The organism is Nocardia sp. AB354 (assembly GCF_049538315.1).
In the GTDB taxonomy this organism is placed as follows: domain Bacteria; phylum Actinomycetota; class Actinomycetes; order Mycobacteriales; family Mycobacteriaceae; genus Nocardia; species Nocardia nova.
This window is the reverse complement of sequence record NZ_JBMVFU010000003.1, coordinates 87078-112425: the sequence shown is the minus strand read 5'-3', so window position 1 is coordinate 112425 and position 25348 is coordinate 87078. Positions and strand designations below refer to the sequence as shown.

Here is a 25348-nt window from a genome sequence, read left to right as displayed (position 1 = left end):
TCACATCACACTTTCATCCCATTTCTTCCCAGCGACCTGCCAGGGAATCAACAGCCGCAACGCATTCGATTCACAGCGACGCGCACAAAGGTGGTAGTCGTAGCAGTTCACAACGGCGGCGAACGGCGGTCCGAAAGGTTCATAGCCACCGGCGATCACCGCCCGACCCTGTGACGTATCCGACCATCACGAAGAAATTTCCACCAAGTTGTAACACCGCCGGTAGCGCGGCCCGATACGTCCCATGAACACCGACGCAGGACCCAGATCTACCCGGGGAATGGAGAACACAGTGCGTACAGCGTTTCCGACTTCCGTCCACGCGGCGACGTTGGCCGCTACCGCGCAGGACTACATCCAGCGCGGGTGGACGGTCGCTGAAACGGCCAACGGCATCTGCCTGATCACCGACACGAATGTGTCGGGTATCGAGGTCGCCGGCGAACTGGCCGCGAACGTGCGCCGATTCCTGCGGGCCAACAACCTGTCCGGACCGGTGATCGAGATCCCGGGCGCCGAGCGCCGCGAGATCCACCTGGTGACCGGACTCGCCAAGGCCGCGATGGCGCTCGAGGCGCTGCGCGCGGCCGGCGCGATCGTCTACACCGACGGTGCGGGCATCCCGTTGCCGCCCACCCAGCTCTCGGCCGGCGAGGCCTGCTGGGGTGTAGCGCCGACCGAGGCCCGCTGGCTGCCGCCGGTCGTCGCGATCGCCGCGGCCGTGCGTTCGGCGAACTCCGGCCGTAAGCCGCAGGTCGCTCGCATCGCCAGCTGAATCGACCATCCGCGAAACCGCGAGAACGACACTGTTCTCGCGGTTTCGCGGTTTTCGTGCATTTCGAATGAATCTCGGCGCGACGACGAGTCGCCGACGATGATGGATCCATGTCACGCGTCACCGCAGAAGCCCGGACCACCCACCGCACCTGCCCGCTGTGCGAGGCCGTCTGCGGACTCGAGATCACCCTGGACGCTCAGGACCGGGTGACGCGCGTGCGCGGCGACCGTGAGGACCCGTTCAGCCGCGGCTTCATCTGCCCGAAGGGCGCGAGCCTCGGGGCGCTGGACGCCGACCCCGATCGGCTGGCCGAACCGATCATCCGTGATCGCGCCACCGACACCTGGCGCCAGGCCACCTGGACCGAGGCCTTCGACCTCATCGCCGAGCGTGCCCCGGCCGTCCTCGACGAATACGGCCGCCAGGCCGCGGCGCTGTATCTGGGCAATCCGAATGCGCACACAGTCGCCGGCGCGCTGTACGTGCCGGCGCTCATCCGGGCGTTGAGCACGCGCAATCTGTACTCGGCCAGTACCGCCGATCAGATGCCGAAGCAGGTGTCGAGCGGGCTCATGTTCGGCGATCCGCTAACGGTCGCGGTACCCGATCTGGACCGCACCGACTACCTGCTGATGCTCGGCGCCAATCCGCTGGAGTCCAACGGCTCGCTGTGTACCGCCCCGGACTATCCGGGCCGGTTGAAGGCGCTGCGCAAACGCGGCGGGCGGCTGGTCGTGGTCGATCCGCGGCGCACCCGGACCGCGGACCTCGCCGACGAGCATCTGTTCATCCGGCCCGGAAGCGATGCCTATCTGCTGTTCGGCATCGTGCACACACTCTTCGCGGAGGATCTGACCCATATCCGAGTCGAGGTGGCGGGACTCGAACAGATCCGTTCGGCGGCAGTCCCGTTCACGCCCGAGGCCGTGCAGGCACGCACGGGCATCCCCGCCGAGACCGTGGCGCGGCTGGCGCGGGAGCTGGCCGCGGCGCCGACGGCCGCGGTCTATGCGCGCATCGGCACCTGCACCGCCGAATTCGGCACTCTCACGCAGTGGCTGGTGGATGTGATCAACGTGCTCACCGGCAATCTCGACCGGCCCGGCGGCGCGATGTTCGCGACCGCCGCGGCACTGGGCATCGTGCGGACGCGGCCGTTCCGGCTCGGGCGCTGGACCAGCCGGGTGCGCGAATTGCCCGAAGCCATGGGCGAATTCCCCGTCGCGACGCTGGCCGACGAAATTCTCACACCCGGTGAGGGACAGGTCCGGATGCTGGTGACGGTGGCCGGCAATCCGGTGCTCTCGGCGCCCGCGGGCGCACGGCTGGGCGAAGCGCTGGCCGGGCTGGACTTCATGGTCAGCGTGGATCGCTACCTCAACGAGACCACCCGCCATGCGGATGTGATCCTGCCGCCGCCGCGCACACTGCAGGCGCCGCACTACGATTTCGCGCTGCTGCAGTTCGCGGTGCACAACTACGCCCGCTATTCCCCGCCGCTGGTCGCCCTGCCGGACGATCGGCCCTCGGAACCGGAAATACTTGCCCGCCTCGCACTTTCCCTGGCGGGGCAGCGACCGGAGCCCGGGCGCGATTACGTCGCCGAGGTGGACGAGCTGATCATCGCCGGCACGCTGCACAAGGCAGGTCTCACCGAGCGACGCGGCGAATTGATCGGCGCCGACACCACCGAGCAGCGCATCGACATGATGCTGCGCCTGGGCCCGTACGGCGAGTGGAATCCCGATCGTCAGCCGGTGGACATCGGCACCGGCGAGAACGGGGCGCCCGAGGGACTGAACCTGCAGGTTCTCCTCGACAATCCGCACGGCGTCGACCTGGGTGCGCTGCGACCGCGACTGCCCGGTGTGCTGCGCACCGCCTCCCGGAAGGTGGAGCTGGCGCCCCAGCCGCTGCTCGACGATACGACCCGGCTGGTGGCCGAATTGTCCGCTGCCCGACCGGATGTGGTCTTGATCGGCCGGCGGCAGCTGCGGTCGAACAACAGCTGGATGCACAATGTACCGGCGCTGGTCGGCGGCTCCAATACCTGCACGCTGCATATTCATCCCGACGACGTCGCCCGCCTCGGGCTCGGCGATCTGGCCGCGATCGAATCGGCGGCCGGAAAGCTGACCGTGCCGGTGGAACCGAACGACCGGATCATGCCCGGCGTGGTGAGCCTGCCGCACGGATGGGGACATTCGGGCAGTACCCAGACGGTCGCGCGGGAGCACGCCGGCGTGAATGCCAATGCCCTGACCGATGATTCCCGCATCGACGCCGTGTCCGGGAATGCGGTGTTCAACGGGGTTCCGGTGACCATCACGCCGGTGTGATTCTCCGACCGGTCGGCACGTGCAAGGGGGATAGCGCTCGTGGCGCAGCGGGCAACCCGCGCGCTATCTCCGTACTCGTAAATGTGAAAAGCGCACGCTCGCAAGCAGTCCGGCCGCCGGCACCCTTCGAATTCGGCCAGCAGCCCTGAGGCAAACGGCATGTCGGGCGCTGCCGCGCACCTGTCCCGTACGCGAGACTGATGCGCGGTAGCGGCTCAGCTCACAGATTGTCTTCACAGACAGTGCGCCCATCTGCCGGTTCGCTGATTTCGCCATCCGAAACACGTTCGTTCCTATAGGATTTCGACATATTTCAGGTTCAACGCCGAACCATCCACGTGCGGATCTCAGCTACCCGGAGGGGTGTGGCATGTCCGGTTCCACAGGCGGCAGTGACGGCGAGCGAGAACTGCAACGCCGATTCGGCACCGAGGAGCGCGCGGAGCGTTTCTACGACGAACAGGTGCTGAACAGCCTCAACTCACGCATGCGCGAGTTCGTGGGACGGATGGATATGGCCTTCATCGCCACCGCCGACCGGCACGGTGAATGCGATACCAGCTTCCGGGCCGGCAAACCCGGATTCGTGCACGTCATCGACGACCGCACGGTCGCCTATCCGGAATACCGCGGCAACGGAGTGATGGCCTCCCTCGGCAACATCCTGGAGAATCCGCACGTCGGCATCCTGATGATCGACTTCGTCCGCGACCTGGTCGGGCTGCATATCAACGGATCGGCACGCATCGTCGACGATCAGTCGTTGCGAGGCCGGGTACCCGACCTGCCGCCGGCCGAGCGCGGCCGGGTCGCCGAGCGGTGGGTGGTCGTGGATGTCGAGGAGGCCTACATCCACTGCAGAAAGCACATCCCGCACCTGACGCCGGCCGCCCGCGAGGAGCGGGAATGGGGTACCGACAGTCCGCGGGCCAAGGGTGGGGACTACTTCGGCGCCAAGGCGCAGGCGCGGGCCCTCGTCGCGGAGGGTTGACGGTTCGGGATAGGCGATCCGAACGTCAGCGGATCTTGAAGATCACCGCACGCTGCACGACGAAGTTGATCACGGTGGCCACGCCCTGCGCGATGACGAAGGCGATCAGCACCGCACCCTTCACCGAATGGCCGGCGATATCCACCGACATCGCGGGCAGGGTGTCGTTGAGCAGCGCGTTGATACCCACCTGCGCCGCGAAGGTCACCGCGTAGAGGATCACTACCGCCACGAACCGGCTGCGGCTCGGCGGCGCCTTGAACGTCCAGCGCCGGTTGATCAGATACGCCGTGGTGGTACCGACGATGAAACTACAGGCCTTGGCGAAATCGCGCGGGACCCCGAATAGGGCCATGAGCAGCACGTACAGCCCGAAGTCGACCACCGCCGACAATCCGCCGGTGAGGACGAACCGGACAATCTGCGTCTTCAGATCGACATCCGTACCGCCCGGCTCGTCTACCAGGGGCAACTCGGCCGGAAGAGGAAGATGGGGTTCCGCACTCACGGCACGAGAGTAGCGGGTCGCGCCGCACACGCCGCGACAACCGCGCTCCCGCCCCGGTCGCCGCTGTGAAATCCGCCTCGAGTGGGCCGCGGACACGCGACAGCCGACCCCTGCCCCGGCCATACCTGTAGCCTCTATGCCGATGTCCACGAAAGCTCAGACCTCCACCGCCGCGGGTCCTGCGAACTCCGCGGGCGACGGCGAGGCGTCACAGGCAAGCAGCAACGGCTCCGCCGACAGCTTTTCGCTGCCGACGCATACCCGTCGACTGACCGGATGGGGTCGTACCGCTCCCTCCACCTCCGAAGTGCTCTCGACCGGCGATCCGGAACTGATCGCCAAGGCCGTGGCCATGGTCGCGGAGGACAACGAGTCCAAGCCGGCGTACCTGCGACGCGGTGTGATCGCGCGCGGGCTCGGCCGGTCCTACGGTGACCATGCGCAGAACGGTGGCGGCCTCGTCATCGACATGTCGGCGCTGAACAACATCCACCGGATCGACCGTGACAGCCACCTGGTCGATGTGGATGCGGGCGTCAGCCTCGATCAGCTGATGAAGGCCGCGCTCCCGTTCGGCCTGTGGGTTCCGGTCCTGCCCGGCACCCGGCAGGTGACCGTCGGCGGCGCCATCGCCTCCGATATCCACGGCAAGAACCACCACAGCGCCGGCAGCTTCGGCAACCACGTGCGTTCGATCGACCTGCTGACCGCCGACGGCAAGATTCAGCACATCGGTCCCAAGAAGAACGCCAAGCTGTTCTGGGCGACCGTCGGCGGCAACGGCCTGACCGGCATCATCCTGCGCGCCACGATCGAGATGACGCCGACCGAGACGGCCTACTTCATCGCCGACGGCATCAAGACCACGACGCTGGACGAGACCATCGCCGTACACAAGGACGGCTCCGAGGAGAACTACACCTACTCCTCGACCTGGTTCGACGTGATCAGCGCACCGCCGAAGCTGGGGCGCGCCAACGTTTCTCGCGGCCGCCTGGCCAAGTTGGACGAACTGCCGAAGAAGCTGCGCGCCAATCCGCTGAAGTTCGACGCGCCGAATCTGCTGACGGTGCCGAACATCTTCCCGAGTTTCGCGGCCAACAAGCTCACGCTCGGCATGGTCGGCGAGGCGTACTACGCGCTCGGCGGCAACTACACCGGCAAGATCATGAACTTGACGCAGTTCTATCACATGCTGGACGTGGTCTCGGAGTGGAATCGGGCCTACGGATCGGCCGGTTTCATCCAGTATCAGTTCGTCCTGCCGCCCGAGGCGCTGGACGAATTCACCAAGATCATCGTCGACATCCAGCGTTCCGGTCACTACTCGGCGCTCAATGTGCTGAAGTTCTTCGGGCCGGGCAACCAGGCGCCGCTGAGCTTCCCCATGGAGGGCTGGAACATCTGCGTCGATTTCCCCGTGCGTCCGGGCCTCAACGAACTGGTCACCGAATTGGACCGTCGCGTCCTGGAATTCGGCGGTCGCCTCTACACGGCGAAGGACTCCCGGACCACCGCGGAGACCTTCCACAAGATGTATCCCAAGATCGACGAGTGGATCAAGGTCCGCCGAAGTGTCGATCCCACAGGCGTTTTCATGTCCGATATGGCAAGAAGGCTGGAGCTGCAGTGATCAACGCGGTAGGTAACCCGCAGAACATTCTGCTTTTGGGCGGTACCTCGGAGATCGGCCTCGCGATCGTCGAGGAGTACTTGAAGAAGGGCCCGGCGCGAGTGGTGCTCGCGGCGCTGCCGAACGATCCGTTGCGCGCGCAGTCGGTCGCTCAGCTGGAGGCCGCGGGCGCGTCGAAGGTCGAGATCGTCGACTTCGACGCGCTGGACACCGGCAGCCACCCCAAGGTGATCGAACAGGCCTGGGCCGACGGCGATATCGATGTCGCGATCGTCGCCTTCGCGCTCGACGGCGACGCCGAGGAGCTGTGGCAGAACCAGCTCAAGGCCGTGCGGGTCGCCGAGGTCAACTACACCGCGGGCGTATCGGTCGGCGTGCTCGTCGGCGAGAAGATGAAGGCCCAGGGCTTCGGGCGGATCATCGTCATGTCCTCGGTGGCCGGTGAGCGCGTCAAGCGCGCCAACTTCGTCTACGGCTCCACCAAGGCCGGTCTGGACGGGTTCTATCTCGGCCTGGGCGAGGCGCTGCGCCCGCACGGCCCGCGCGTTACCGTGGTGCGGCCGGGCCAGGTGCGCACCCAGTTCTCCGCGCACGTCGCCGAGGCACCGCTCACGGTGAACAAGGAAGACGTTGCGGTGCTTGCGGTTTCGGCGTCCGAGAAGGGTAAGGAACTGGTCTGGGCGCCGGGTACGTTCCGCTGGGTCATGATGATCCTGCGCCACGTTCCGCGCCCGATCTTCCGCAGACTTCCCATCTAGATCGGTTCGATTTCGAGCCGCGAAGGAGAGTCGCCGCTACCGAGCGCCGGCTCTCCTTCGTCGTTTCACGAGGACGGCCGCCGGCACAGCGCGAGCATCGCGCCGACGCGAACCGGTTCCACCCGGCTTGTAGGCTCGCGGGCAGATCGGCGGCGAGAGAGGATCCGGAGGCACTGTGCGCGTACTAGTCCGGCAGGTCGGGGGCGGGCTCGGGGAAGCTGTCGTCGGGGCGGTGGTCGCCGCGCTGGTGGCGGCGATCGGGCTGACGGCGATGTCGGCGGTGCAATGGCCGGCGTTCAACTCCTCCAATGTGACTCGCGCGCTGACCACCGTGGGGCAGGCGGGTGCGGCGGTGCTGCTGGTGCTCGCCGTCGTGCTGATCCGGATGCGCCGGTGGCCGTGGGTGGCGAAAGTGCTGTCCTGGGCGGGTATTTCCGCCTTCGTCACGGTAACGCTGGGAATGCCGCTCGCGGCGACCAAGCTGTATCTGTTCGGCATTTCGGTGGATCAGGAATTCCGCACCGAATATCTGACGCGCCTCACCGATACCGCCGCGCTGCACGATATGACCTACGCCGACATTCCGGCGTACTACCCCGCCGGCTGGTTCTGGATCGGCGGACGGGTCGCGAATCTGCTCGGCCTGGCCGGGTGGGAGACGTTCAAGCCTTATGCGATCGTGTCGCTGGCGGTGGCGTCGGTGCTGGCACTCGTGTTGTGGTCCAAGCTGATCCGCTGGGATTGGGCGGTCGCGGTCGCGGCGACGACCACCGCGGTGATGGTGGCGTTCGCCTCCCCCGAGGCCTACAGCGCCGTGCTGGTGATCCTGTTCGCGCCGGCGATGGTGCTGGCGTGGGGTGCGCTGTATCGACCCGCCGAATTCGGGGCGACGGGGAGCCCGGCCGGCGAGCCGCGCACCGCGGGCGGCTGGGGCGCGGCGCTCGGAGCGGGGGCGTTCCTCGGACTGTCGGCGATGTTCTACACGCTGTTCTTCGTGGTCGCGGTCTTCACCGTGGTCCTGATGGGTCTCGTCGCCTGGGCAACCCTGTGGTGGCAGCAGCGCGAGATCGCGGTACATCAGCCGCGCGCTCCGCGGCTGGGCCTCTTCCGCCTGCTGTGGCCGATTCTGCTGCGGCTGATCGTCATGGGCGTGATCGCCGCGATCCTGGCCCTCATCGTCTGGGCCCCGTATCTGGCGAAAGTGCTGACCGGGCATCCGCCGGAATCCAATACGGCCCTGCACTACCTGCCGGAATCCGGTTCGCGGCTGGCGTTCCCGATGTTCGACTTCTCCGAACCGCTGCTCGGTGCCCTCTGCCTGCTCGGCACCCTCTGGCTGGTGGTGCGGGCCGCGAGTTCGCGACGGGCCCAGGCACTCGCCATCTCGGTGGTCGCGATCTATCTGTGGTCGCTGGCCTCCATGCTGGTCACGGCCGCCGGTACGACGGGGCTGGCCTTCCGGTTGGAACCCATCCTGCAGGTGCTGCTGGCCGCGGCGGGAGCGTTCGGATTCGTCGAGGGCACACGAGCCGTGTACCAAGCCCTCGACGAACCGCGACGATTCCGGGCGGCAACCGCGGTGGTGGCGGTCCTCGGTGCGCTGGCCTTCACACAGAGCGTTCCCGGCATCCTGAATGCCGAGATCACCACCGCCTACACCGACACCGACGGCAACGGGGTACGAGCGGACAAGCGCAGCCCCTCGGCGGTGTCGCATTACGGCCACATCGACCAGGTCCTCACCGAGCAGACCGGGCGGCCCCGCGACGAGACGGTGCTCCTCACCGCCGACACGAGCTTCCTGTCCTACTATCCGTATTTCGGTTTCCAGGCCCTGACCTCGCATTACGCCAACCCGCTCGCCGATTTCCCGGCCCGGGCCGCCGAGATCAAGCGCTGGAGCGAGCTGAAATCACCGGCCGAGTTGATCGACGCGCTGAACCACTCTCCGTGGCGCGCGCCGGACGCCTTCCTGTTCCGCCGCAGCGGCGAGAACTACACCCTGCGCCTGGCCGAGGACGTCTATCCCAACGACCCCAACGTGCGCCGCTACACCGTCGAATTCCCGGGGACGCTCTTCGCCGATCCGCATTTCCGGATCACGGATATCGGGCCCTTCACCCTGGTCGTGCGCTCCTGACCCGCACTGTGGATAACGCTGTGGAATTTCCCCGTTCCTGTGGATAACCAACGCTCATTCGGCGCCACCTCACTCCGGATGGGTACGGTGGGTGGCTGATTGTCGGCCGAAGGAGTGTTTTACCAGTGGTGCAGGGCGGGCCAGCGGTTCCCGACGAGTCACAGCGTCCGGCGGTGAGCGCGGCCGTTCTGTCCGATGGGCACGAGCTGCGCACGTCCCCGGAGCCGAGACCCGCGGACAGACCCTCCCGGGGCGCGCGGCTGCTCGAACGGCTGCTCGCGTCCCGCGCCGATCTCGCGGTCGCCGTCCTCTATCTCACTGCCGCTGTGTACGTACTGTCCGGGCAGTGGCGCGACACCGCGCACGGATACCTGGTGAAGAGTGGCCAGGACCAGTCGATGTGGGAGTGGTTCTTCGCCGAAACCGCACATGCGGTGATCCATCGGCACAACCCGCTGGGCACGAATCTGCAGAACCATCCCGACGGCGTGAACATGATGGCCAATACCGCCATGTTCGGCGTCGGGATTCCGTTGACGCCGGTGACCGTGCTGTTCGGCCCGACCGTCACCTTCGCGCTCGTGCTCACCCTGGGTCTCGCCGGAACCGGTTTCGCCTGGTACTGGCTGTTCTCGCGGGAGTTGGTGCGATCCCGTTTCGCCGCCGCCCTGGGCGGCGCGTTCTGCGGCTTCGCACCCGCGATGATCTCGCATGCCAACGCCCACCCCAATTTCGTCGGTCTGGCGATCCTGCCGGTGCTCGCGATCCTGGTCGTCCGGATGGCGCGCCGGGCCGCGTCCGACGAAACGGTGAGCCGGGCGCGGCAAATGCGAGAGGCCGTGGTGCTCGCGGTTCTGGTCGCGCTGCAGATCGCGCTCGGCGAGGAGCCGCTGCTGATCTTCGCCCTGGGCTTCGGCCTGTACGCCCTCGTCTACTACCTGCACGAACCTCGGACCGGGCTGCGGGTGGTACGTGCCGTGACGCCGACCCTGGCGCTGGCCGCGGTGATCACGGTGGCCGCCACGGCGATTCCGCTGTGGTGGCAGTTCTTCGGGCCGCAAAGTTACCGGTCCATCGACCACGGGCCGATGGGCAACGATCTCGAGGCGCTGGTCGAATTTCCCTCGCAATCGCTGGGCGGGGTCTTCGCCCCGGGCAAGACCCCGGCGATCAATCCGACCGAGGAGAACGCCTTCTTCGGCTGGCCGCTGCTGGCCTCGGCCGCTGTGACCGCGGTCTGGCTGTGGCGCTCACGCCACCGCGACTATCGGGCGATTCGCGCGGCCACGACGGTGATCGTCGTGTTCAGCGTCCTGTCGCTGGGCGTATCGCTGCGAATCGGCAGGTCCGATACCGGGATCACCCTCCCGTGGCACTGGCTCGACCACGTGCCGCTGCTGAACACCGTGCTGGAGACGCGTTTCACCATGGCCGCGATTCCGGCGCTCGCGGTGATCCTGGCGCTGGGGACGCAGCGAATCCTCGAGTACGCCGGCACCAGCACGAACGACCTGCGGCCGGCGATCTGGTTCACCGCCGTCGCGCTGGCACTGGTCCCGCTGGTCCCCACCGTGCTGCCGGTGACCCATCGCGATCCGACGCCGCGGTTCTTCACCGACGGCACGGTCGGCCGCTATGTCGGCGACGGCTCGGTCGTCATCGCGCCGCCGCCCACCCGGCTCGACGCCCAGCCGCTGAACTGGCAGGTCGATGCCCATTTCGGCTTTCCGCTCGCGGGCGGCTATTTCGTCGGGCCGACGGCCGACAAGAAGGGCCGCTACGGTCCCGACGATCGGCCGACCGCGACGCTGTTGATGCGGGCGCAGAAAACCGATCGGATCCAGCCGGTCGATTCCCGGGTGAGGGCGCAAGCGCTGACCGATCTGGCCTACTGGCACGCCGACGTGGTCGTCCTGCCGCCCACCGAACACGGCGGGGCGATCCGCGCGACCCTCGACCAGCTGCTCGGCATCCCGGGGCAGGTGGTCGACGGTGTCGTCGTCTGGGATGTGCGCGGACTGCGGTGATGCGCCCTGCCACCTCCGGGCCCGTCGCTCCGGTCGCCTAGCATCGCTGGGTGCGCGCAGACTCTCCAGCGTTTCCCCGCATCCGCGTGATCGCCCTCCTTTCGGGCTTGATCGCCGTCGCCCTCGCGGTGCTCACACCGCTGCTACCGGTGCGGGAGGACCGGGCGAGCCTGGATTGGCCGCAGCCGCAATCGGTCCCGGTGAACGCGCCACTGGTGTCGTATGTGCCGCTCACCGTCGACGCCTCGCTGCCGTGCAGCGCGCTACGCGAACTACCCAGCGGCACGGTCTTGTCCACGGTGCCCGCCGACGCACCCAATGCCTCTGCGAAGGGTCTGATCGCCAAGGTCACCGACGAGCCGGGTGGGCGCACACTCTCGGTGCTGCTGCGCGATATTCCGCTGCTCTCGGCGCCGCTGGCCGAGGTGGGTGGCTGCGCGCGCTTCGTCGTCACCTCCACGGCCCAGGCCACGACGGCCGAATTCACCGGTGTGCCACGGCAGGACGGCACACCGTTCACCAATACCGTCGGCGGCGATGTGCGACCCCAAATCGTCGGCGTCTTCACCGATCTGACGCGAGCGCAGCTCGGTGACGCCCACCTGCACGCCGCCATCGACTCGCGCTTCTCGTCGACGCCGAGCCCGCTGAAGCTGGCCGCGATCATCGGCGCGGTCGTCTTCACCCTCATCGCACTGATCTGCCTGCACCTGATCGATACCGCCGACGGACGACGACCGCGCCGCTTCCTGCCGGCCCACTGGTGGCGGGTCACCGTCGCGGATGTGGTGGTGCTGGGCACCCTGGTGGTCTGGCACATCATCGGCGCCAACACCTCCGACGACGGCTACATCCTGAATATGGCCCGGGCGTCGAAACATTCGGGCTATATGGCCAACTACTACCGCTGGTTCGGAGTGGCCGAGGCACCCTTCGGCTGGCCGTACGAGGTGCTGGCGTGGATGACCCGGGTGAGCGACACCGGTTGGTGGATGCGGCTGCCGGCCCTGCTGGCCGGCGTGCTGTGCTGGCTGGTGATCAGCCGGGAAGTGCTGCCGCGCCTGGGTTCTCGCGTCCGTCGCGACACCGTGGCGCTGTGGACGGCGGGGCTGGTGTTCCTGGTCGCCTGGCTGCCCTACGACAACGGCCTGCGCCCGGAACCGCTGATCGCCCTGGGCGCGCTGCTGACCTGGTGCTCGATCGAACGCTCGATCGCGACCGGACGACTGCTGCCCGCCGCGATCGCGGTGTTGATCGCGGCGTTCTCGCTCGCCGCCGGGCCGACCGGCCTGATCTGCATCGCCGCCCTGGTCGCCGGCTCGCGACCGGTCCTGCAGCACATCATCTCCCGCGCCCGCGGCGGCGGTTCGGCCCGCGCGGCGGTACTGCGGTACGGCGCCCTGCTCGCACCGGGCGCGGCCGCCGGAGCACTGGTCCTGGTGGTGGTCTTCGCCGATCAGACACTGGCCTCGGTGATGGAGGCGACCCGGGTCCGCAAGATCATCGGACCGAATGTGGCCTGGTTCGACGAGCGGACCCGCTGGGATTCGCTGCTGATGCTGGCGCCGGACGGCTCGCTGGCCCGCCGGTTCGGCATTCTCGGCATGCTGCTGTGCCTGCTGGTCTGCGTTCTGGTCATGTTGCGCAAGAACGGCCGCATTCCGGGTACCTCGAAGGGCCCTTCGGCCCGCATCCTCGGCATCGTGTTCATGTCGCTGCTGCTGATGATGTTCACCCCCACCAAGTGGACCCACCACTTCGGCGTCTATGCCGGATTGGCCGGTTCGCTCGCGGCGCTGACCGCGGTCGCGGTGGGTATCAACGGAATTCGCGCCCGCTACAACCGCTCGCTGTTCGCGGCGGCGGTGTTCTTCCTGCTGGCGATCACGTTCACCGGATCCAACGGCTGGTGGTACGTCTCCAGCTACGGTGTGCCGTGGTACGACAAGGCGCCGCTGGTCGCGGGTAAGGGGCTCTCGACGCTGTTCCTCGGACTCGCGGTGCTGAGCCTGCTGCTGGCGGCGTATCAGTACTATCGCGAGCCGTATCGAAAGACCGAGGGCCGCAGGCGGTTCGACACCTGGGCGGTGCAACCGCTGACCATCGCGGCCGCGGTCATGGTGCTGTTCGAGGTCGCCTCCCTCGGCAAGGGTGCGATTACGCAATATCCGGCCTATTCCATCGCGAAGTCGAATATCCGTGCCCTGGGCGGACATCCCTGCTCCCTGGCCGACGCGGTCCTCACCGAAACCGATACCGCCGATTCCCTGCTGCAGCCCTACTCCGGTTCCGCGGCCGACGCGCTCGGCGCCGACAGTGTGGGCTTCGACCCGAACGGTGTGGCCAAGGATCTGACCGCCGACGCCGAGGAGACGACCACCGGCGGCGCGAATTCGGTCAACGCCGATTCCGCGAACAAGACCACCCGCACCACCACCGCGGGCACCGGCGGCGGCACCACACAGCAGGCGGGCGTCAACGGCAGCACCGTCGCATTGCCGTTCGGTCTGGATCCGGCCCGCACCCCGGTGCTGGGCAGCTACACCACCGGGACCAAACAGCAGGCGCATCTGACCTCGGGCTGGTACCGGATGGACCTGCCCGGCGCCCGCCAGGATCCGGACCGCAAGGTCCTGGTGGTCACCGCGGCCGGACGGATCAAATCGGTGAACGCCGACGGCGTGGTCACCTACGGCCAGGATCTGCGCGTCGAATTCGGCGACCGCGCCGCCGACGGCACCGTGCGGCCGCTGGGCTCGTTCGTGCCGCTGGATATCGGCGGCGCGCCGTCGTGGCGGAATATGCGGGTGCCGCTGGACCGCATTCCGGACGGGACCAACGCGGTGCGGATCGTAGCGGTCGCCAACGATCTGACGCCGCGGCAGTGGCTCGCGGTCACACCGCCACGCCTGCCGAAGCTCGCCACCCTCGATTCGGTGGTCGGACACACCGATCCCGTCCTCGAGGATTGGCACGTCGGCCTGGCCTTCCCCTGCCAGCGCCCGTTCGACCACAAGGACGGCGTGGCCGAGGTGCCGAAGTGGCGCATCCTGCCGGACCGGGTCGGTTCCGACGCCTCCAACGCCTGGCAGGACGATATCGGCGGCGGTCCACTGGGCTGGACCGGATTGTTGCTGTCGGCCCAGACCATCCCCGCCTATCTGAACGACGACTGGAGCCGCGACTGGGGTTCGCTGGAACGGTTCACCCCCTACGTCCCGGAGGCGCGCCAGGCCGATGTCGGGGTGACGGTTCGGACGCGCTGGGGCTGGGCCAAGGATGCGCCCATCAAAGTGAAATAGCAGGTCGACCGGTATGTAGCGGAAGCACGGGCAACGGTTCGGAAAATCGATAGGTCCGAACCGTTCCCGTGAACACGGTCACTCTCAGTGTGGGCAGATAACATCACCATCCGTGCCCGACGCCGCAACAGCTGTCTTGACCAAACCGACGGTCGCCGAACAACCGGTGACGTCGCGCGATTTCCGCACCGCCCGGATGATCGCCGTGATCGCCGGCCTGCTCGGCGCGATCTTCGCGCTCGCCACCCCGTTTCTGCCGGTCCAGCAGACCACCGCCGAGGTGAACTGGCCGCAGGGCGGGAGCATCGGCAATGTCGAGGCGCCGCTGATGTCGCAGGTCCCGGTGGATCTGCGGGCATCCATCCCGTGTTCGACGGTGGCCGCGCTGCCCCAGGGCGGCATGCTGCTCAACACCGCGCCGCCGCAGGGCGACCGCGCCGCGCTCGAGGGCATGTTCGTGCGTGTCACCAGCGATTCGGTCGACGTGGTCGACCGCAACGCGATCGTCGCTTCCGCGAAGCGCAGCGAGCTCGAGGGCTGCACCGCCATCACCATCACCTCCGATATCGACCGCACCTACGCCCACTTCGAGGGCCTGACCAAGCAGGTCGAACGGCCCACCGCCGACGGCGGCACCGAAACCGTGACCGTGCCGGTCGACGGCGCCCTGCAGGGTGATCTGCGGCCGCAGGTGGTCGGCGTGTTCTCGGATCTGAAGGGTGCGGCGCCGGCCGGGCTGTCGTTCCACATGACCGTCGATTCCCGCTTCTCGTCCTCGCCGACCGTAATCAAACTGGTCGCGATGATCGCCGCGGTGCTGTGCACACTCATCGCGCTGGCCGCACTCGGCCGCCTCGACACCAGCGACGGCCGCGGCCACCGCCGCTTCTTCCCCGCGCACTGGCTGAAGCCGACCTGGGCCGACGGCGCGGTCCTGGGCATTCTGCTGGTGTGGCACTTCATCGGCGCCAATACCTCCGACGACGGCTACATCCTGACCATGGTGCGAGTGGCACCGCACGCGGGCTATCTGGCCAACTACTTCCGCTGGTACGGCGTGCCGGAGGCGCCGTTCGGCTGGTACTACGACGTCATCCAGGTCTTCGCGCAGATCTCCACGGCCAGCCCGTGGGTGCGCATTCCCGCGCTGCTGTGCGGAATCCTGTGCTGGATGGTGATCAGCCGCGAGGTGGTGCCACGACTGGGCCGCAGCGTGCGGACCTCGAAGGTCGCGCTGTGGACTGGCGGGCTGGTGTTCCTCGCCTTCTGGCTGCCCTACGACAACGGCCTGCGCTCGGAGCCGATCGTCGCGCTGGGCGCGCTGCTGACCTGGGTGTCCATCGAACGCGCGATCGCCACCGGACGCCTGTTGCCCGCCGCCGGCGCGGTACTGGTCGCGGCGTTCACCCTCGCCGCGGCGCCGACCGGCCTGATGTGTGTGGCCGCCCTGCTCGCCGGTATCCGGCCGCTGATTCGAATCGTGGTGCGCCGCAAGCGCGACCTGCAGGCGCGTGCCGGTAGCGGCTGGCGCGCTTCGGGATTCGTATCCTCACTACCGTTGCTGGCGCCGATCGCGGCGGCCGGTTTCCTGGTGCTCACCGTCGTCTACAGCGACCAGACCTTCGCCGGGATCCAGGAGGCCAACCGCGTGCGGCGCCTCACCGGTCCGAACCTGGCCTGGTACGAGGACTACCTGCGCTACTACTACCTGTTCGTGCAGACCGTCGACGGCTCGGTCTCGCGCCGGTTCGCCTTCATCGTGATGATCCTGTGCCTGATCACCACCGCCCTGGTGTTGTTGCGGCGCAAGCAGATTCCCGGCATCTCCAGCGGTCCGACCTGGCGGTTGATCGGGGTGGTCTGCGGAACCATCTTCTTCATGATGTTCAACCCGACCAAGTGGACCCACCACTTCGGCGCGTACGCGGGCATCGCGGGTGCGCTCGCGGCGGTGACCGCGGTCGCGGTTTCGGCGACGGCGCTGCGGTCGCGCAAGAACCGCTCGATCTTCCTGGCCGCTCTGTTGTTCGCTCTGGCGCTGTCGTTCTCCGGCACCAACGGCTACTGGTACGTCTCGAGTTACGGCGTGCCGTGGTTCGACAAGACGGTCTCCCTGCACGGCTTCCAGTCCAACACGCTGATGCTGGTGCTGTTCGGCCTCGCGCTCGCGGTGGTGGCCTGGCAGGCGCTGCGCGAGGGTTACGCCAAACCGCCGGAGAGTTCGAAATCCTCGCGCGGCAAGCGCATTCGCCGGTTCGCGGCCATTCCGCTGACGCTCGTCGCCGCGGCGATGGTATTGTTCGAGGTGCTGTCGCTGGCCAAGGGCGCTGTGACCCAGTACCCGGCCTACTCACTGGCCCGCGGCAACGTCGACGCGGTCGACGGCAACCGCTGCGGAATCGCCGATGACGTTCTGGTCGAGTCGAACCCGAACCAGGGCCGGTTGAATCCGATCATCGATCCCGCGCATCCGCCCAAGGACAACGATCCGCTGGCCGGTGTCGACCCGACCGGCTTCGATCCCAACGGCGTGCCGACCGATCTGAAAGCCGATGCGGTGGAGGTGAAGCCGGGCACCGGTAACACCTCCAACCAGTCGGTGGGCGCGAACTTCGCCGAGGGACAGAACGCGGGCACCGGCGGCGGCACCACGAAAGAGGCCGGTATCAACGGCTCCACGGTGGCACTGCCCTACGGCCTCGACCCGAAGGCGACCCCGGTGATGGGCAGCTATCAGCAGGGCCTGCAGCAGCCCGCGCATCTGACCTCGAGCTGGTACGAACTACCCGCTCGCTCGGCCGATGCACCGCTGGTGGTCATCTCCGCGGCCGGCCGCATCCTGTCCTTCGACCAGACCGGGGCGCTGCAGTACGGCCAGGACCTGAAGCTCGAGTACGGCAAACGCCAGCCCGACGGTTCGGTGAAATTCGAGGGCAGCTACGTCCCGCGCGATATCGGCCCGGCGCCCTCGTGGCGCAACCTGCGCGTTCCGCTGTCGGAGATCGCCGCGGACGCCGATGCGGTGCGGATCTCGGCCAATCGCAATGTGCTGATCGGTGACCAGTGGCTGGCGTTCACACCGCCGCGAGTGCCGAAGATGGTCACGCTGAACAACTTCCTGGGCTCCGAGCAGCCGGTGCTCGAGGACTGGGCGGTGGGCCTGCAGTTCCCGTGCCAGAACCCGTTCCCGCACCGCTACGGCGTGGCGACCATGCCGAACTACCGCATCCTGCCCGACCGCCCGCTCGCGGTGAGCTCGACCGACACCTGGCAGGCCGAGGAATTCGGCGGCCCGCTCGGTTTCACCCAGATGCTGGCGGGCTCCACCACGATCCCGACCTATCTGAAGGACAACTGGGCTCGTGACTGGGGCACCTTGGAGCGCTACAACCGGTACTACACCGATGCCACACCGGCGAAGGTGGACACCGGCACCGCGACGCGCTCCGGATTCTGGAGTCCGGGACAGCTGCGCGTGTTCTGATCGTCGTATGCAGCGATGTGGGATTGCCGGGCCGGGGCCTACACGTCGACGTGTTCGATCCACTCGTAGACCGGGAGATTGCCCTCGGGAGTGTCCTGGCGGCGTGGCGTGGATTTGAAGCGTTCGTAGCCACCGGCGTTCTGCACGCGTAATTCGATGCCGGGTGGGGTGATGGGAACGATGCGGTGCGGCAGGTCGGCCGGCCCGCCTTCGAGTACAGCCTTCGGTGAGCTACCCATAGCTGAAGGCTCTCATATGGCGGCCCGCCGACCGGGCGATTCCACGAAAGACACGCGCTACCCGGCGTTCAACCGGACGTTACCCCGGCATACCCGCGACAGCGCCACCCGGACCGCTCGTGCGGTGCGGGCGGCGCTGTGCGCTCATGTGCCGGTCTACAGCGGCAGCAGGTGGTGTTTGCGCGGGTTGCGCTGCAGGCGCTTGTCCCGCAGCAGCGTCAGCGCCTTGCGGATCTCCAGGCGGGTCGCCGAGGGTTCGATGACCGCATCGATGTAGCCGCGCTCGGCCGCGGGCCACGGGGTGGCCGCGGTCGCGTTGTAGAAGTCGATCATCTGTTTGCGGATGGCCTCACGCTGATCCTCCGGCGCCGCCTCGAGCTGGCGACGGCCGACCAGGCCGACCGCCTGCTCCGCACCCATCACGGCGATCCGGGCGGTGGGCCAAGCGAAGTACACATCCGCGCCCAGGGCCTTGGACCCCATGACCGCCCAGCCGCCGCCGTAGGCCTTGCGAACCACGACGGTGACCTTCGGAACCGTCGCCTCCACGAAGGAGAACAAGAAGCGGCCACCGCGCTTGATGACGCCGGCCTTCTCCTGCTCCAAACCGGGCATGAAGCCGGGCGTGTCCACAACCAGCACCAGCGGAATTTCGAACGCATCGCACATCCGCACGAAATGCGAGGCCTTGTCGGACGCCTTGGCGTCGAGCGCACCCGCCAGGTACATCGGCTGGTTGGCGACGACACCGACCGACCGGCCGTCGACCCGGGCGAAACCGGTGATGATGTTGCGGGCCATATCGGACCCGACCTCGTGGAAGCCGCCGTCGTCGAAGATCCGCAGCAGCACCTCGTGCATGTCGTAGCTGGCGTTGTCGGAGTCGGGGACGAAACTGTTCAGTTCCAGATCGGTTTCGGTGATCTCGGGCTCGAGGCCCGGATTGACGATCGGCGGCTCCTCCTGGCAGCTGGACGGGAGGTAGCTCAGATATTCGCGCGCCCACTCGAACGCCGCCTTCTCGTCCTTGGCGACGTGGTGAATATTGCCCCAATCGGCCTGGTTGTAGGCGCCGCCCAGCTCGTCGGCGCTCACATCCTCACCGGTGGCCTCGCGAGTGATCTGGGGACCGGTGACGAACATGTGCGCGGATGCGGTGGCGATCACGACATCCGTACAGATCGGCTGATACACCGCACCGGCGGCACAGTTGCCGAGGATCAGCGACACCATCGGCACCGCACCCGAGAGCGATTCCTGGACGATCGCCATCTCGCCGTACCAGCGCAGCGAGGTCACCGCCTCCTGCACGCGCGCGCCGCCGGAGTCGTTGATGCCGACCAGCGGGCAACCCATCTTGGCGGCGAAGCGCATGAGTGAGGCGACCTTGCGGCCGAACATCTCGCCGACCGTCCCGCCGTACACGGTCTGGTCGTGGGAGAACACCGCCACCGGCCGGCCTTCCACCAGCCCGTGGCCGGTGACCACACCGTCGCTGTACAGCGAGTTCTTGTCCGCCGGATTGCGAACCAGCGCACCGATTTCCACGAAGGTACCCGGGTCCAGCAGCATGTTGATCCGCTCGCGCGGCGAGGGGATACCCTTCTTGGCCCGCTTGGCAATCCCCGCTTCGCCGGCCGGCTCCTGCGCGAGTTCCAGCTTCTTCCGCAGGTCGGCAAGCCTCTCGGCGGTCGTACTCACTGCTCTCCCTTCCCGGGCGCATCGTCGGCTTCGGTGCTGATCGCGGCCAGTTTCCGGGTGAGGTCGGCACCGATCTGCGCGACGCGCGGTTCATCGATGATCTGGAGGTGGTCACCCGGGATGTGGATGACTTCCAGGTTGGGGATGTAACCATCCCATCCGCCGTTCGGCTGCCGATCGGCGAAACGAGGCTCGAGCTCAATGATGCCGTCGTGATAGCGGTCGGCGAGATAAAGCGTCACATCGCCCTCGTAGTGCGACGGCTGAGCCTTCTGCAGATCGCGCCCGTCGAGCCAGGACGTGCGCTGATGCTCCAGCACACCGCCGGGAATCTTGACGTCCGCGAACTTGAGCAGGCTCATGATGATCTCGTACTGCTCTTCGTCGGATGCCTCCGCGAGTTCCTGCAGCATCTCCTCGTCGAGTTGTCCCTCGATGCCGTAGGTCTTCTGCGCGAACGCCTGGAAACGCTCGATCCGCGCGCGACGGCCCTCCGGCGACGGGTCCTCGTCCTCGACCGGGATCGCCAGGTCGATCAGACCGACGAGCCGGACGTCGTCGCCCTCGGCACGCATGATCTGGGCGACCTGCAGGGCGAACACCGCACCGAGCGACCAGCCGTAGAGCACATACGGGCCGGAGGGGAAGATCTTGCGAATTTCGGCGGCGTATTCGCGGGCCCGCTCGGGAATCGAGCCCTCGATCCGCTCGAAGCCGTACATCGGAGTGCCCTCCGGCAGCCGCTTGAGCAGCGGCTCGTACACCAGCGTGTTACCGCCCGAGGGGTGGAAGACGAAGACCGGGATCGCTGTCGAGCCCTCGGGCAGCGGCCGCAGCGGACGGATGAAGCCTTCGACCTCGGTAGCCGAATCCTGGTGCCGGCGAACGATATCCGACAGCTGTTCGATCGTCTCACAGTCGAGCACATCGTCGACGTCGACGGTGCTGCCGACCCGATCCGACAGGCGCGCGGCCAGCTTCTCCGCAGTGTCCTCGTCGAGGATCGGCAGGGTGTTGAAGATGCCGCCGGCCGACTTACCGGTCACCATCGCCCAAGCCGCGAAGGTCAACCGCTCGGCCGCATCACGCGGGGGCACGTCGGATTCCGGTTCCTTGGTGCCCGCGTCTCGGCCGCCGCCGAACACTGCCGCCGCCTGCGCGGGAGCGGTGCCGTTCTCGGATCCGGTCTTCGCATCGACCGCGTCGCCGGCGGGAGCAACCGTCTCGGCCGGCTTCGGCTCGGCGGCCTGCACCTGCTGCTTCACCGCCGCGGCCGGGTCCTCCCCGGCCTCCATCGCTGCGCGCGCGGCGGCGACGAAGTTGTCGTCCACGGTGAGCGAACCACCTTCGGCGGCTTGCTTTTCCGCCATCGCTGCGACCTGGTCGCGGTGCTCGATCGCGTAGCGCAGCACCTTGCCGACCTCGTTGAGGCTGGCATCGCGCACCGCGGAGACCTGCAGCGACGGGATGTCGAATTCGTATTCGACGCGGTTCTTGATCCGCATCGCCATCAGCGAGTCGAGCCCCAGCTCCATCAGCGGGATCTCCATCGGCAGATCCTCCACGGCATAACCCATGGATTCCGCGGCGATGGTGGCCAGGCGCTCCTCGACGGTCTGCGTACCGTTCGGATCCCAGCGTTCGCCGAAACTCTCCGCGACGACGAGATCGGCTGTGCCGCTGTCCGTCTCGGCCGGAGCGGGAGCGGGCTGGACCGCGGGAGCCGGAGTTCCGTTGCCGGACGGCGCGCTCGCGGTGACCACCGCATCGAACAGCAGCCGGAACGCATTGCCCTCGCGGACGTGCACCTGCACCGAGGCTCCGCCCGGATGCGGGGTGAGCGTCGTGGTCAAGGTGCCGGACGCCGGCAGCGGGGAATGCGCGACGGTCGGACCCAGTGCCACCTCCGACAACACCTGCGCCGCAGCCGCATTCACCAGACCGGCCAGATCGGTGACCGCCGAGGCCGCGACCTCCCAGGCGTGGCGGCCGTCGGGCAGCGCCACGTGCGCACCGGGTGCGCGACCGCTGCCCGAACCCGTCGCGATGCTGACCTTGGGCCAGTACTCCTTGCGCAGGAAGGCCGTTCGCGGCACGTCGGCGTAGTCACCGGCGGGCAGCAGCGACACCAGGTCGACCGGATGGCCCTGCACATACAGCTGGGCGAGCGCGGAGATGACGCCCGCGGCCTCGTCCTCCTTACGCTTGAGCGTGGGGATCAGGGCCGCGTTGTGCACACCGGCGGCGAAGGTCGTGCCCATGACCTGCATGAGCGCAACGGAATTCGGCGCCAGTTCCAGGTAGGTGGTGATGCCGGCGTCGACGGCGCGGCGGATCGCGTTGGTGAAGTACACCGAGCCGCGCATATTGGTCACCCAGTAATCGACATCGTGCACCGGGTCCGAACCGGCCTTGTACACGGTCGCCTTGTGCACGGTCGAGTAGAGATCCGTGGTCACCTTGGTCGGCTCGATACCGGCCAGCTCCGCGGCCAGCTCGCCCAGCAGCGGATCCATCTGCGACGTGTGTCCCGCGCCGCGCGTCTGCAGTACCCGGGCGAATTTGCCCTCGGCCTCGGCGCGCGCCACGATCGCGTGCACCTGGTCGGGCGGTCCGCCGATCACGGTATTGGTCGGCGCGGCGTACACCGCCACCTCGAGATCCGGATACTCCGGCAGCACCTTCTCGATATCTTCGGCGCTGTACTCGACCAGGGCCATATTGCGCACCTGGTCGTCGGTGATCATCTGCTCGCCCTCGCCCATCAGCCGCGAGCGTGCGCAGATCACCCGCACCGCGTCCTCGAGCGGGAGGCCACCGGAGATGTAGGCACCGGCCGCCTCACCCTGCGAATGTCCCACCACGCCCGCCGGTTCGGCGCCGTGCGCACGCAGCAGCGCGGCCAGACCGAGCTGGATGGTGAACACACCCACCTGCGAGGTGCCCACATCCCAGTCCTGGGCGTCGTCGAGGATCATCTCCTTGACCGAATATCCGGCCTCGTCGACAACCAGTTCGTCGACCTCGTCCACGGTCCGGGCGAAGATCGAATTCTCCAGATAGAGCTGCTTACCCATCTTCCGGTGGTGCGAGCCGAATCCGGCCAGCACCCACATCGGGCCCTGGGCGGCCGGGGAATCGGCGGTGAACACACCCGGTCCCGGCTTACCGGCGGCGATGGCGCGCAAGCCGGCCACTGCCTCCTCGTGCGTCTTCGCCAGCACCACGCCGCGCGAACGCCCGTGGTTGCGCTTGGCCAGCGACCGTGCCACATCCTCGAGCGGAGTCGCCTGTCCCGCTTCGGATTCCAGCCAGTCGGCGAGGTCGCTCGCGGCCCGGCGACGGCGCGACGGCAGATAGGCCGAAACCGGCAGGATCACCGGCAGGGGCTCGGTGCGTTCCTGCGTCCACTCGGCAGCCTCGGCGACGGGCTCGGGTTCGGCCAGCGGATCGTTGCCCTCGATGATGGCCTCGGCACCGGCGAGCACATCGGTCGCCTCGTTGTCGAGTTCGGCGTCGAGCTCGGTTTCGGCCGAAGTACCCTGTGCCGCATCGTCTTTCACCTCGGTTGCGGCGGCCGGTACGTATTCCTGGATGACCACGTGCGCGTTGGTGCCACCGAATCCGAATCCGGAGACACCGATGGTGGCGGTACCGCTGTAGCGCGGGAATTCGGTCGGCTCGTCGACGACCTTCAGGTGTGCCTGATCGAACGGAATGAAGGGACTCGGCCCCGCGTAGCCGATATTCGGCGGAATGACGTTGTGCTGCAACGCCAGAATCGCCTTGGCGAGGGCGGCGGCGCCGGCGCCGGATTCGAGATGTCCGAAGTTGGTCTTCGCCGAACCCAGCAGCGCCGGCTTGTCATCTTCGCGCCCACGGCCGACCACCCGGCCGAGCGCGTCGGCCTCGATCGGATCACCGATCGGGGTACCGGTGCCGTGTGCCTCGATGTAGTCGACGGTCGAGGGCGCGATACCGGCATCCCGGTACGCGCGGCGCAGGACATCGACCTGGGCATCCGGATTCGGGGCGACGATGCCGTTGGAACGGCCGTCGGAGTTGACGGCAGTGCCCTTCACCACCGCGAGAATTCGGTCTCCGTCGCGTTCGGCGTCGGCCAGGCGCTTGAGCACCACCATGCCGGCGCCCTCACTGCGGACCATGCCGTCGGCATCGGAGGAAAACGCTTTGATGTGGCCGTCTTTCGCGACCGCGCCGATGGAGTCGAATCCGAGCGTGATCGCGGGGGCCAGCAGCATGTTCACACCACCGGCCAGCGCCACGTCGGCGTCGCCGTTGCGCAGGGCACGCACCGCGTCGTGCACCGCTACCAGGGTCGAGGAGCACGCGGTGTCCACGGCTACCGAAGGACCGCGGAAATCGTAGAAGTACGACACCCGGTTGGCGACGATCGCGGTGGAGCCGCCCGTGAGGGCGTAGGCATCGGCCGAGGCCGGAGCGTCGGCGTCCGACTTGCCCAGCCCCAGTGCGGCGATCAACGAGAAATCGTTGGTCGAGGTGCCGATGAACACGCCGACCGATTCACCCTTGAGGGTATTCGCCGGAATTCGCGCGTGTTCCAACGCTTCCCAGGTCAGCTCCATCATGAGCCGCTGCTGCGGATCGACGCGCTCGACCTCGACCGGCGACATCGCGAAGAACTCCGCGTCGAAGCCCTTGATCACATCCTGGTCGAGATAGCCGCCGAGGGTATTGCCGTTCTCGACGGCCGCCGCGATATCCGGATCGGCCAGGAATTCGGACCAGCGGCCCTCGGGCAGCTCCCGGATGCCGTCGCCCCGGTTGATCAGGAAATCCCAGGTCGACTCCGGCGTATCGCCTGCTCCGGGCAATCGCGTGGACAGGCCGACGATGGCGATATCGTGCGCCGCCCCCGGCTGGTATCCGGCGGTGTAGAAGGAGTCGTCGGCCGCCTCCTCCGGCGCCTCCGGCTCACCGTTGATGATCCGCTCGGCGAGCGCCGCGATCGTCGGGTGCTGATACACGATCGTCGCGTTCAGCAGGACGCCGGTGAGCTCTTCGATATCACCGCCCAGGGCGATCGCGTCACGGGAGGCCAGGCCGAATTCCTCCATCGGCCGGTCGACCGTGATCTGCTCCACGGGCTGGCCGGTGGCGTCGGCGACCCAGCGCTGCAGCCACTCGCGCAGCTCGGCCACCGACATATCGGTGCCGCCGGATTTCGCCGCGCCGCCCGGTTCGGTCACACTCTGTTCGGTCGCAGTGGTCTGCTGCTCCACCTCGGCGTTCGCGTCGCCGGTGGTTGCCGTCGTCTGGGTGCCCTCGTTGTCAGCCATCAATTCCTCAAGCTACCTGTGTGCGAATGTTGCGCGGGCGGGGATTGACAGCCGATTCGCCGTCATGTGGATAAGTCGCGGGTTGTGGACAACCCGCCGGCAGATCGCGTCCCCCGGCGAATTCCAC

Annotated in this window: 13 protein-coding genes; 9 read left to right on the top strand and 4 right to left on the bottom strand. The window is 67.5% G+C overall.

Features of this window, described 5'->3' with window-relative positions:
* The first annotated feature begins 292 nt into the window (after nucleotides 1–292).
* The 3 genes from ACPCUW_RS05320 (at nucleotide 293) to ACPCUW_RS05310 (ending at nucleotide 4108) form a co-directional block, all read left to right on the top strand.
* Entirely contained in the window at nucleotides 293–775 is a 483-nt protein-coding gene (locus tag ACPCUW_RS05320) for a hypothetical protein (protein WP_036525405.1), read from the top strand.
* A 110-nt stretch (nucleotides 776–885) separates the two neighbouring features.
* Entirely contained in the window at nucleotides 886–3117 is a 2232-nt protein-coding gene (locus ACPCUW_RS05315) for a molybdopterin-dependent oxidoreductase (RefSeq protein WP_423423840.1), read from the top strand.
* A 370-nt stretch (nucleotides 3118–3487) separates the two neighbouring features.
* Nucleotides 3488–4108: a pyridoxamine 5'-phosphate oxidase family protein gene (locus ACPCUW_RS05310; protein WP_305779603.1), complete on the top strand. Its 621-nt coding sequence runs from the start codon at nucleotides 3488–3490 to the stop codon at nucleotides 4106–4108.
* A gap of 25 nt (nucleotides 4109–4133) precedes the next feature.
* Here the strand turns inward: ACPCUW_RS05310 and ACPCUW_RS05305 are convergent, their stop codons facing one another.
* The gene (locus ACPCUW_RS05305) at nucleotides 4134–4616 is read right to left on the bottom strand and encodes a GtrA family protein (protein WP_104379108.1); all 483 of its coding nucleotides are present in this window, start codon (nucleotides 4614–4616) and stop codon (nucleotides 4134–4136) included.
* 142 nt (nucleotides 4617–4758) lie between these two features.
* On the opposite strand from ACPCUW_RS05305, the gene ACPCUW_RS05300 reads away from it, so the two are divergent.
* The 6 genes from ACPCUW_RS05300 (at nucleotide 4759) to ACPCUW_RS05275 (ending at nucleotide 17960) form a co-directional block, all read left to right on the top strand.
* Nucleotides 4759–6249: an FAD-binding oxidoreductase gene (locus ACPCUW_RS05300; protein WP_167356699.1), complete on the top strand. Its 1491-nt coding sequence runs from the start codon at nucleotides 4759–4761 to the stop codon at nucleotides 6247–6249.
* Nucleotides 6246–7007, top strand: a complete 762-nt coding sequence (locus ACPCUW_RS05295; RefSeq protein WP_030516814.1) for a decaprenylphospho-beta-D-erythro-pentofuranosid-2-ulose 2-reductase — start codon at nucleotides 6246–6248, stop codon at nucleotides 7005–7007. Before ACPCUW_RS05300 ends, ACPCUW_RS05295 begins: the two co-directional genes overlap by 4 nt.
* Nucleotides 7008–7182: 175 nt before the next feature.
* Complete coding sequence (locus ACPCUW_RS05290; RefSeq protein ID WP_423423839.1) at nucleotides 7183–9147, top strand: arabinofuranosyltransferase; 1965 nt, start codon at nucleotides 7183–7185, stop codon at nucleotides 9145–9147.
* 173 nt (nucleotides 9148–9320) lie between these two features.
* Nucleotides 9321–11174 carry a DUF6541 family protein gene (locus ACPCUW_RS05285; RefSeq protein WP_423423838.1) on the top strand — a complete coding sequence of 618 codons (1854 nt, stop codon included), beginning with the start codon at nucleotides 9321–9323 and terminating at the stop codon, nucleotides 11172–11174.
* A 50-nt stretch (nucleotides 11175–11224) separates the two neighbouring features.
* Nucleotides 11225–14476, top strand: coding sequence for an arabinosyltransferase domain-containing protein (locus tag ACPCUW_RS05280; RefSeq protein WP_423423837.1), 3252 nt, complete (start codon nucleotides 11225–11227; stop codon nucleotides 14474–14476).
* 112 nt (nucleotides 14477–14588) lie between these two features.
* Complete coding sequence (locus ACPCUW_RS05275; protein ID WP_423423836.1) at nucleotides 14589–17960, top strand: arabinosyltransferase domain-containing protein; 3372 nt, start codon at nucleotides 14589–14591, stop codon at nucleotides 17958–17960.
* 38 nt (nucleotides 17961–17998) lie between these two features.
* Here the strand turns inward: ACPCUW_RS05275 and ACPCUW_RS05270 are convergent, their stop codons facing one another.
* From ACPCUW_RS05270 to pks13, 3 genes are all read right to left on the bottom strand, one after another.
* Entirely contained in the window at nucleotides 17999–18199 is a 201-nt protein-coding gene (locus ACPCUW_RS05270; protein ID WP_036497026.1) for a DUF5988 family protein, read from the bottom strand.
* A gap of 156 nt (nucleotides 18200–18355) precedes the next feature.
* Nucleotides 18356–19900 carry an acyl-CoA carboxylase subunit beta gene (locus ACPCUW_RS05265; protein WP_290049698.1) on the bottom strand — a complete coding sequence of 515 codons (1545 nt, stop codon included), beginning with the start codon at nucleotides 19898–19900 and terminating at the stop codon, nucleotides 18356–18358.
* Complete coding sequence (gene pks13, locus ACPCUW_RS05260; protein WP_423423835.1) at nucleotides 19897–25221, bottom strand: polyketide synthase Pks13; 5325 nt, start codon at nucleotides 25219–25221, stop codon at nucleotides 19897–19899. Before pks13 ends, ACPCUW_RS05265 begins: the two co-directional genes overlap by 4 nt.
* Nucleotides 25222–25348: the final 127 nt, after the last annotated feature.

Excerpts from the sequence above, each read along its gene's own strand:
- ACPCUW_RS05315 (WP_423423840.1), top strand. The coding sequence starts at position 886 with ATGTCACGCGTCACCGCAGAAGCCCGGACCACCCACCGCACCTGCCCG.
- ACPCUW_RS05310 (WP_305779603.1), top strand. The coding sequence starts at position 3,488 with ATGTCCGGTTCCACAGGCGGCAGTGACGGCGAGCGAGAACTGCAACGC.
- ACPCUW_RS05300 (WP_167356699.1), top strand. The coding sequence starts at position 4,759 with ATGTCCACGAAAGCTCAGACCTCCACCGCCGCGGGTCCTGCGAACTCC.
- ACPCUW_RS05270 (WP_036497026.1), bottom strand. The coding sequence starts at position 18,199 with ATGGGTAGCTCACCGAAGGCTGTACTCGAAGGCGGGCCGGCCGACCTG.
- pks13 (WP_423423835.1), bottom strand. The coding sequence starts at position 25,221 with ATGGCTGACAACGAGGGCACCCAGACGACGGCAACCACCGGCGACGCG.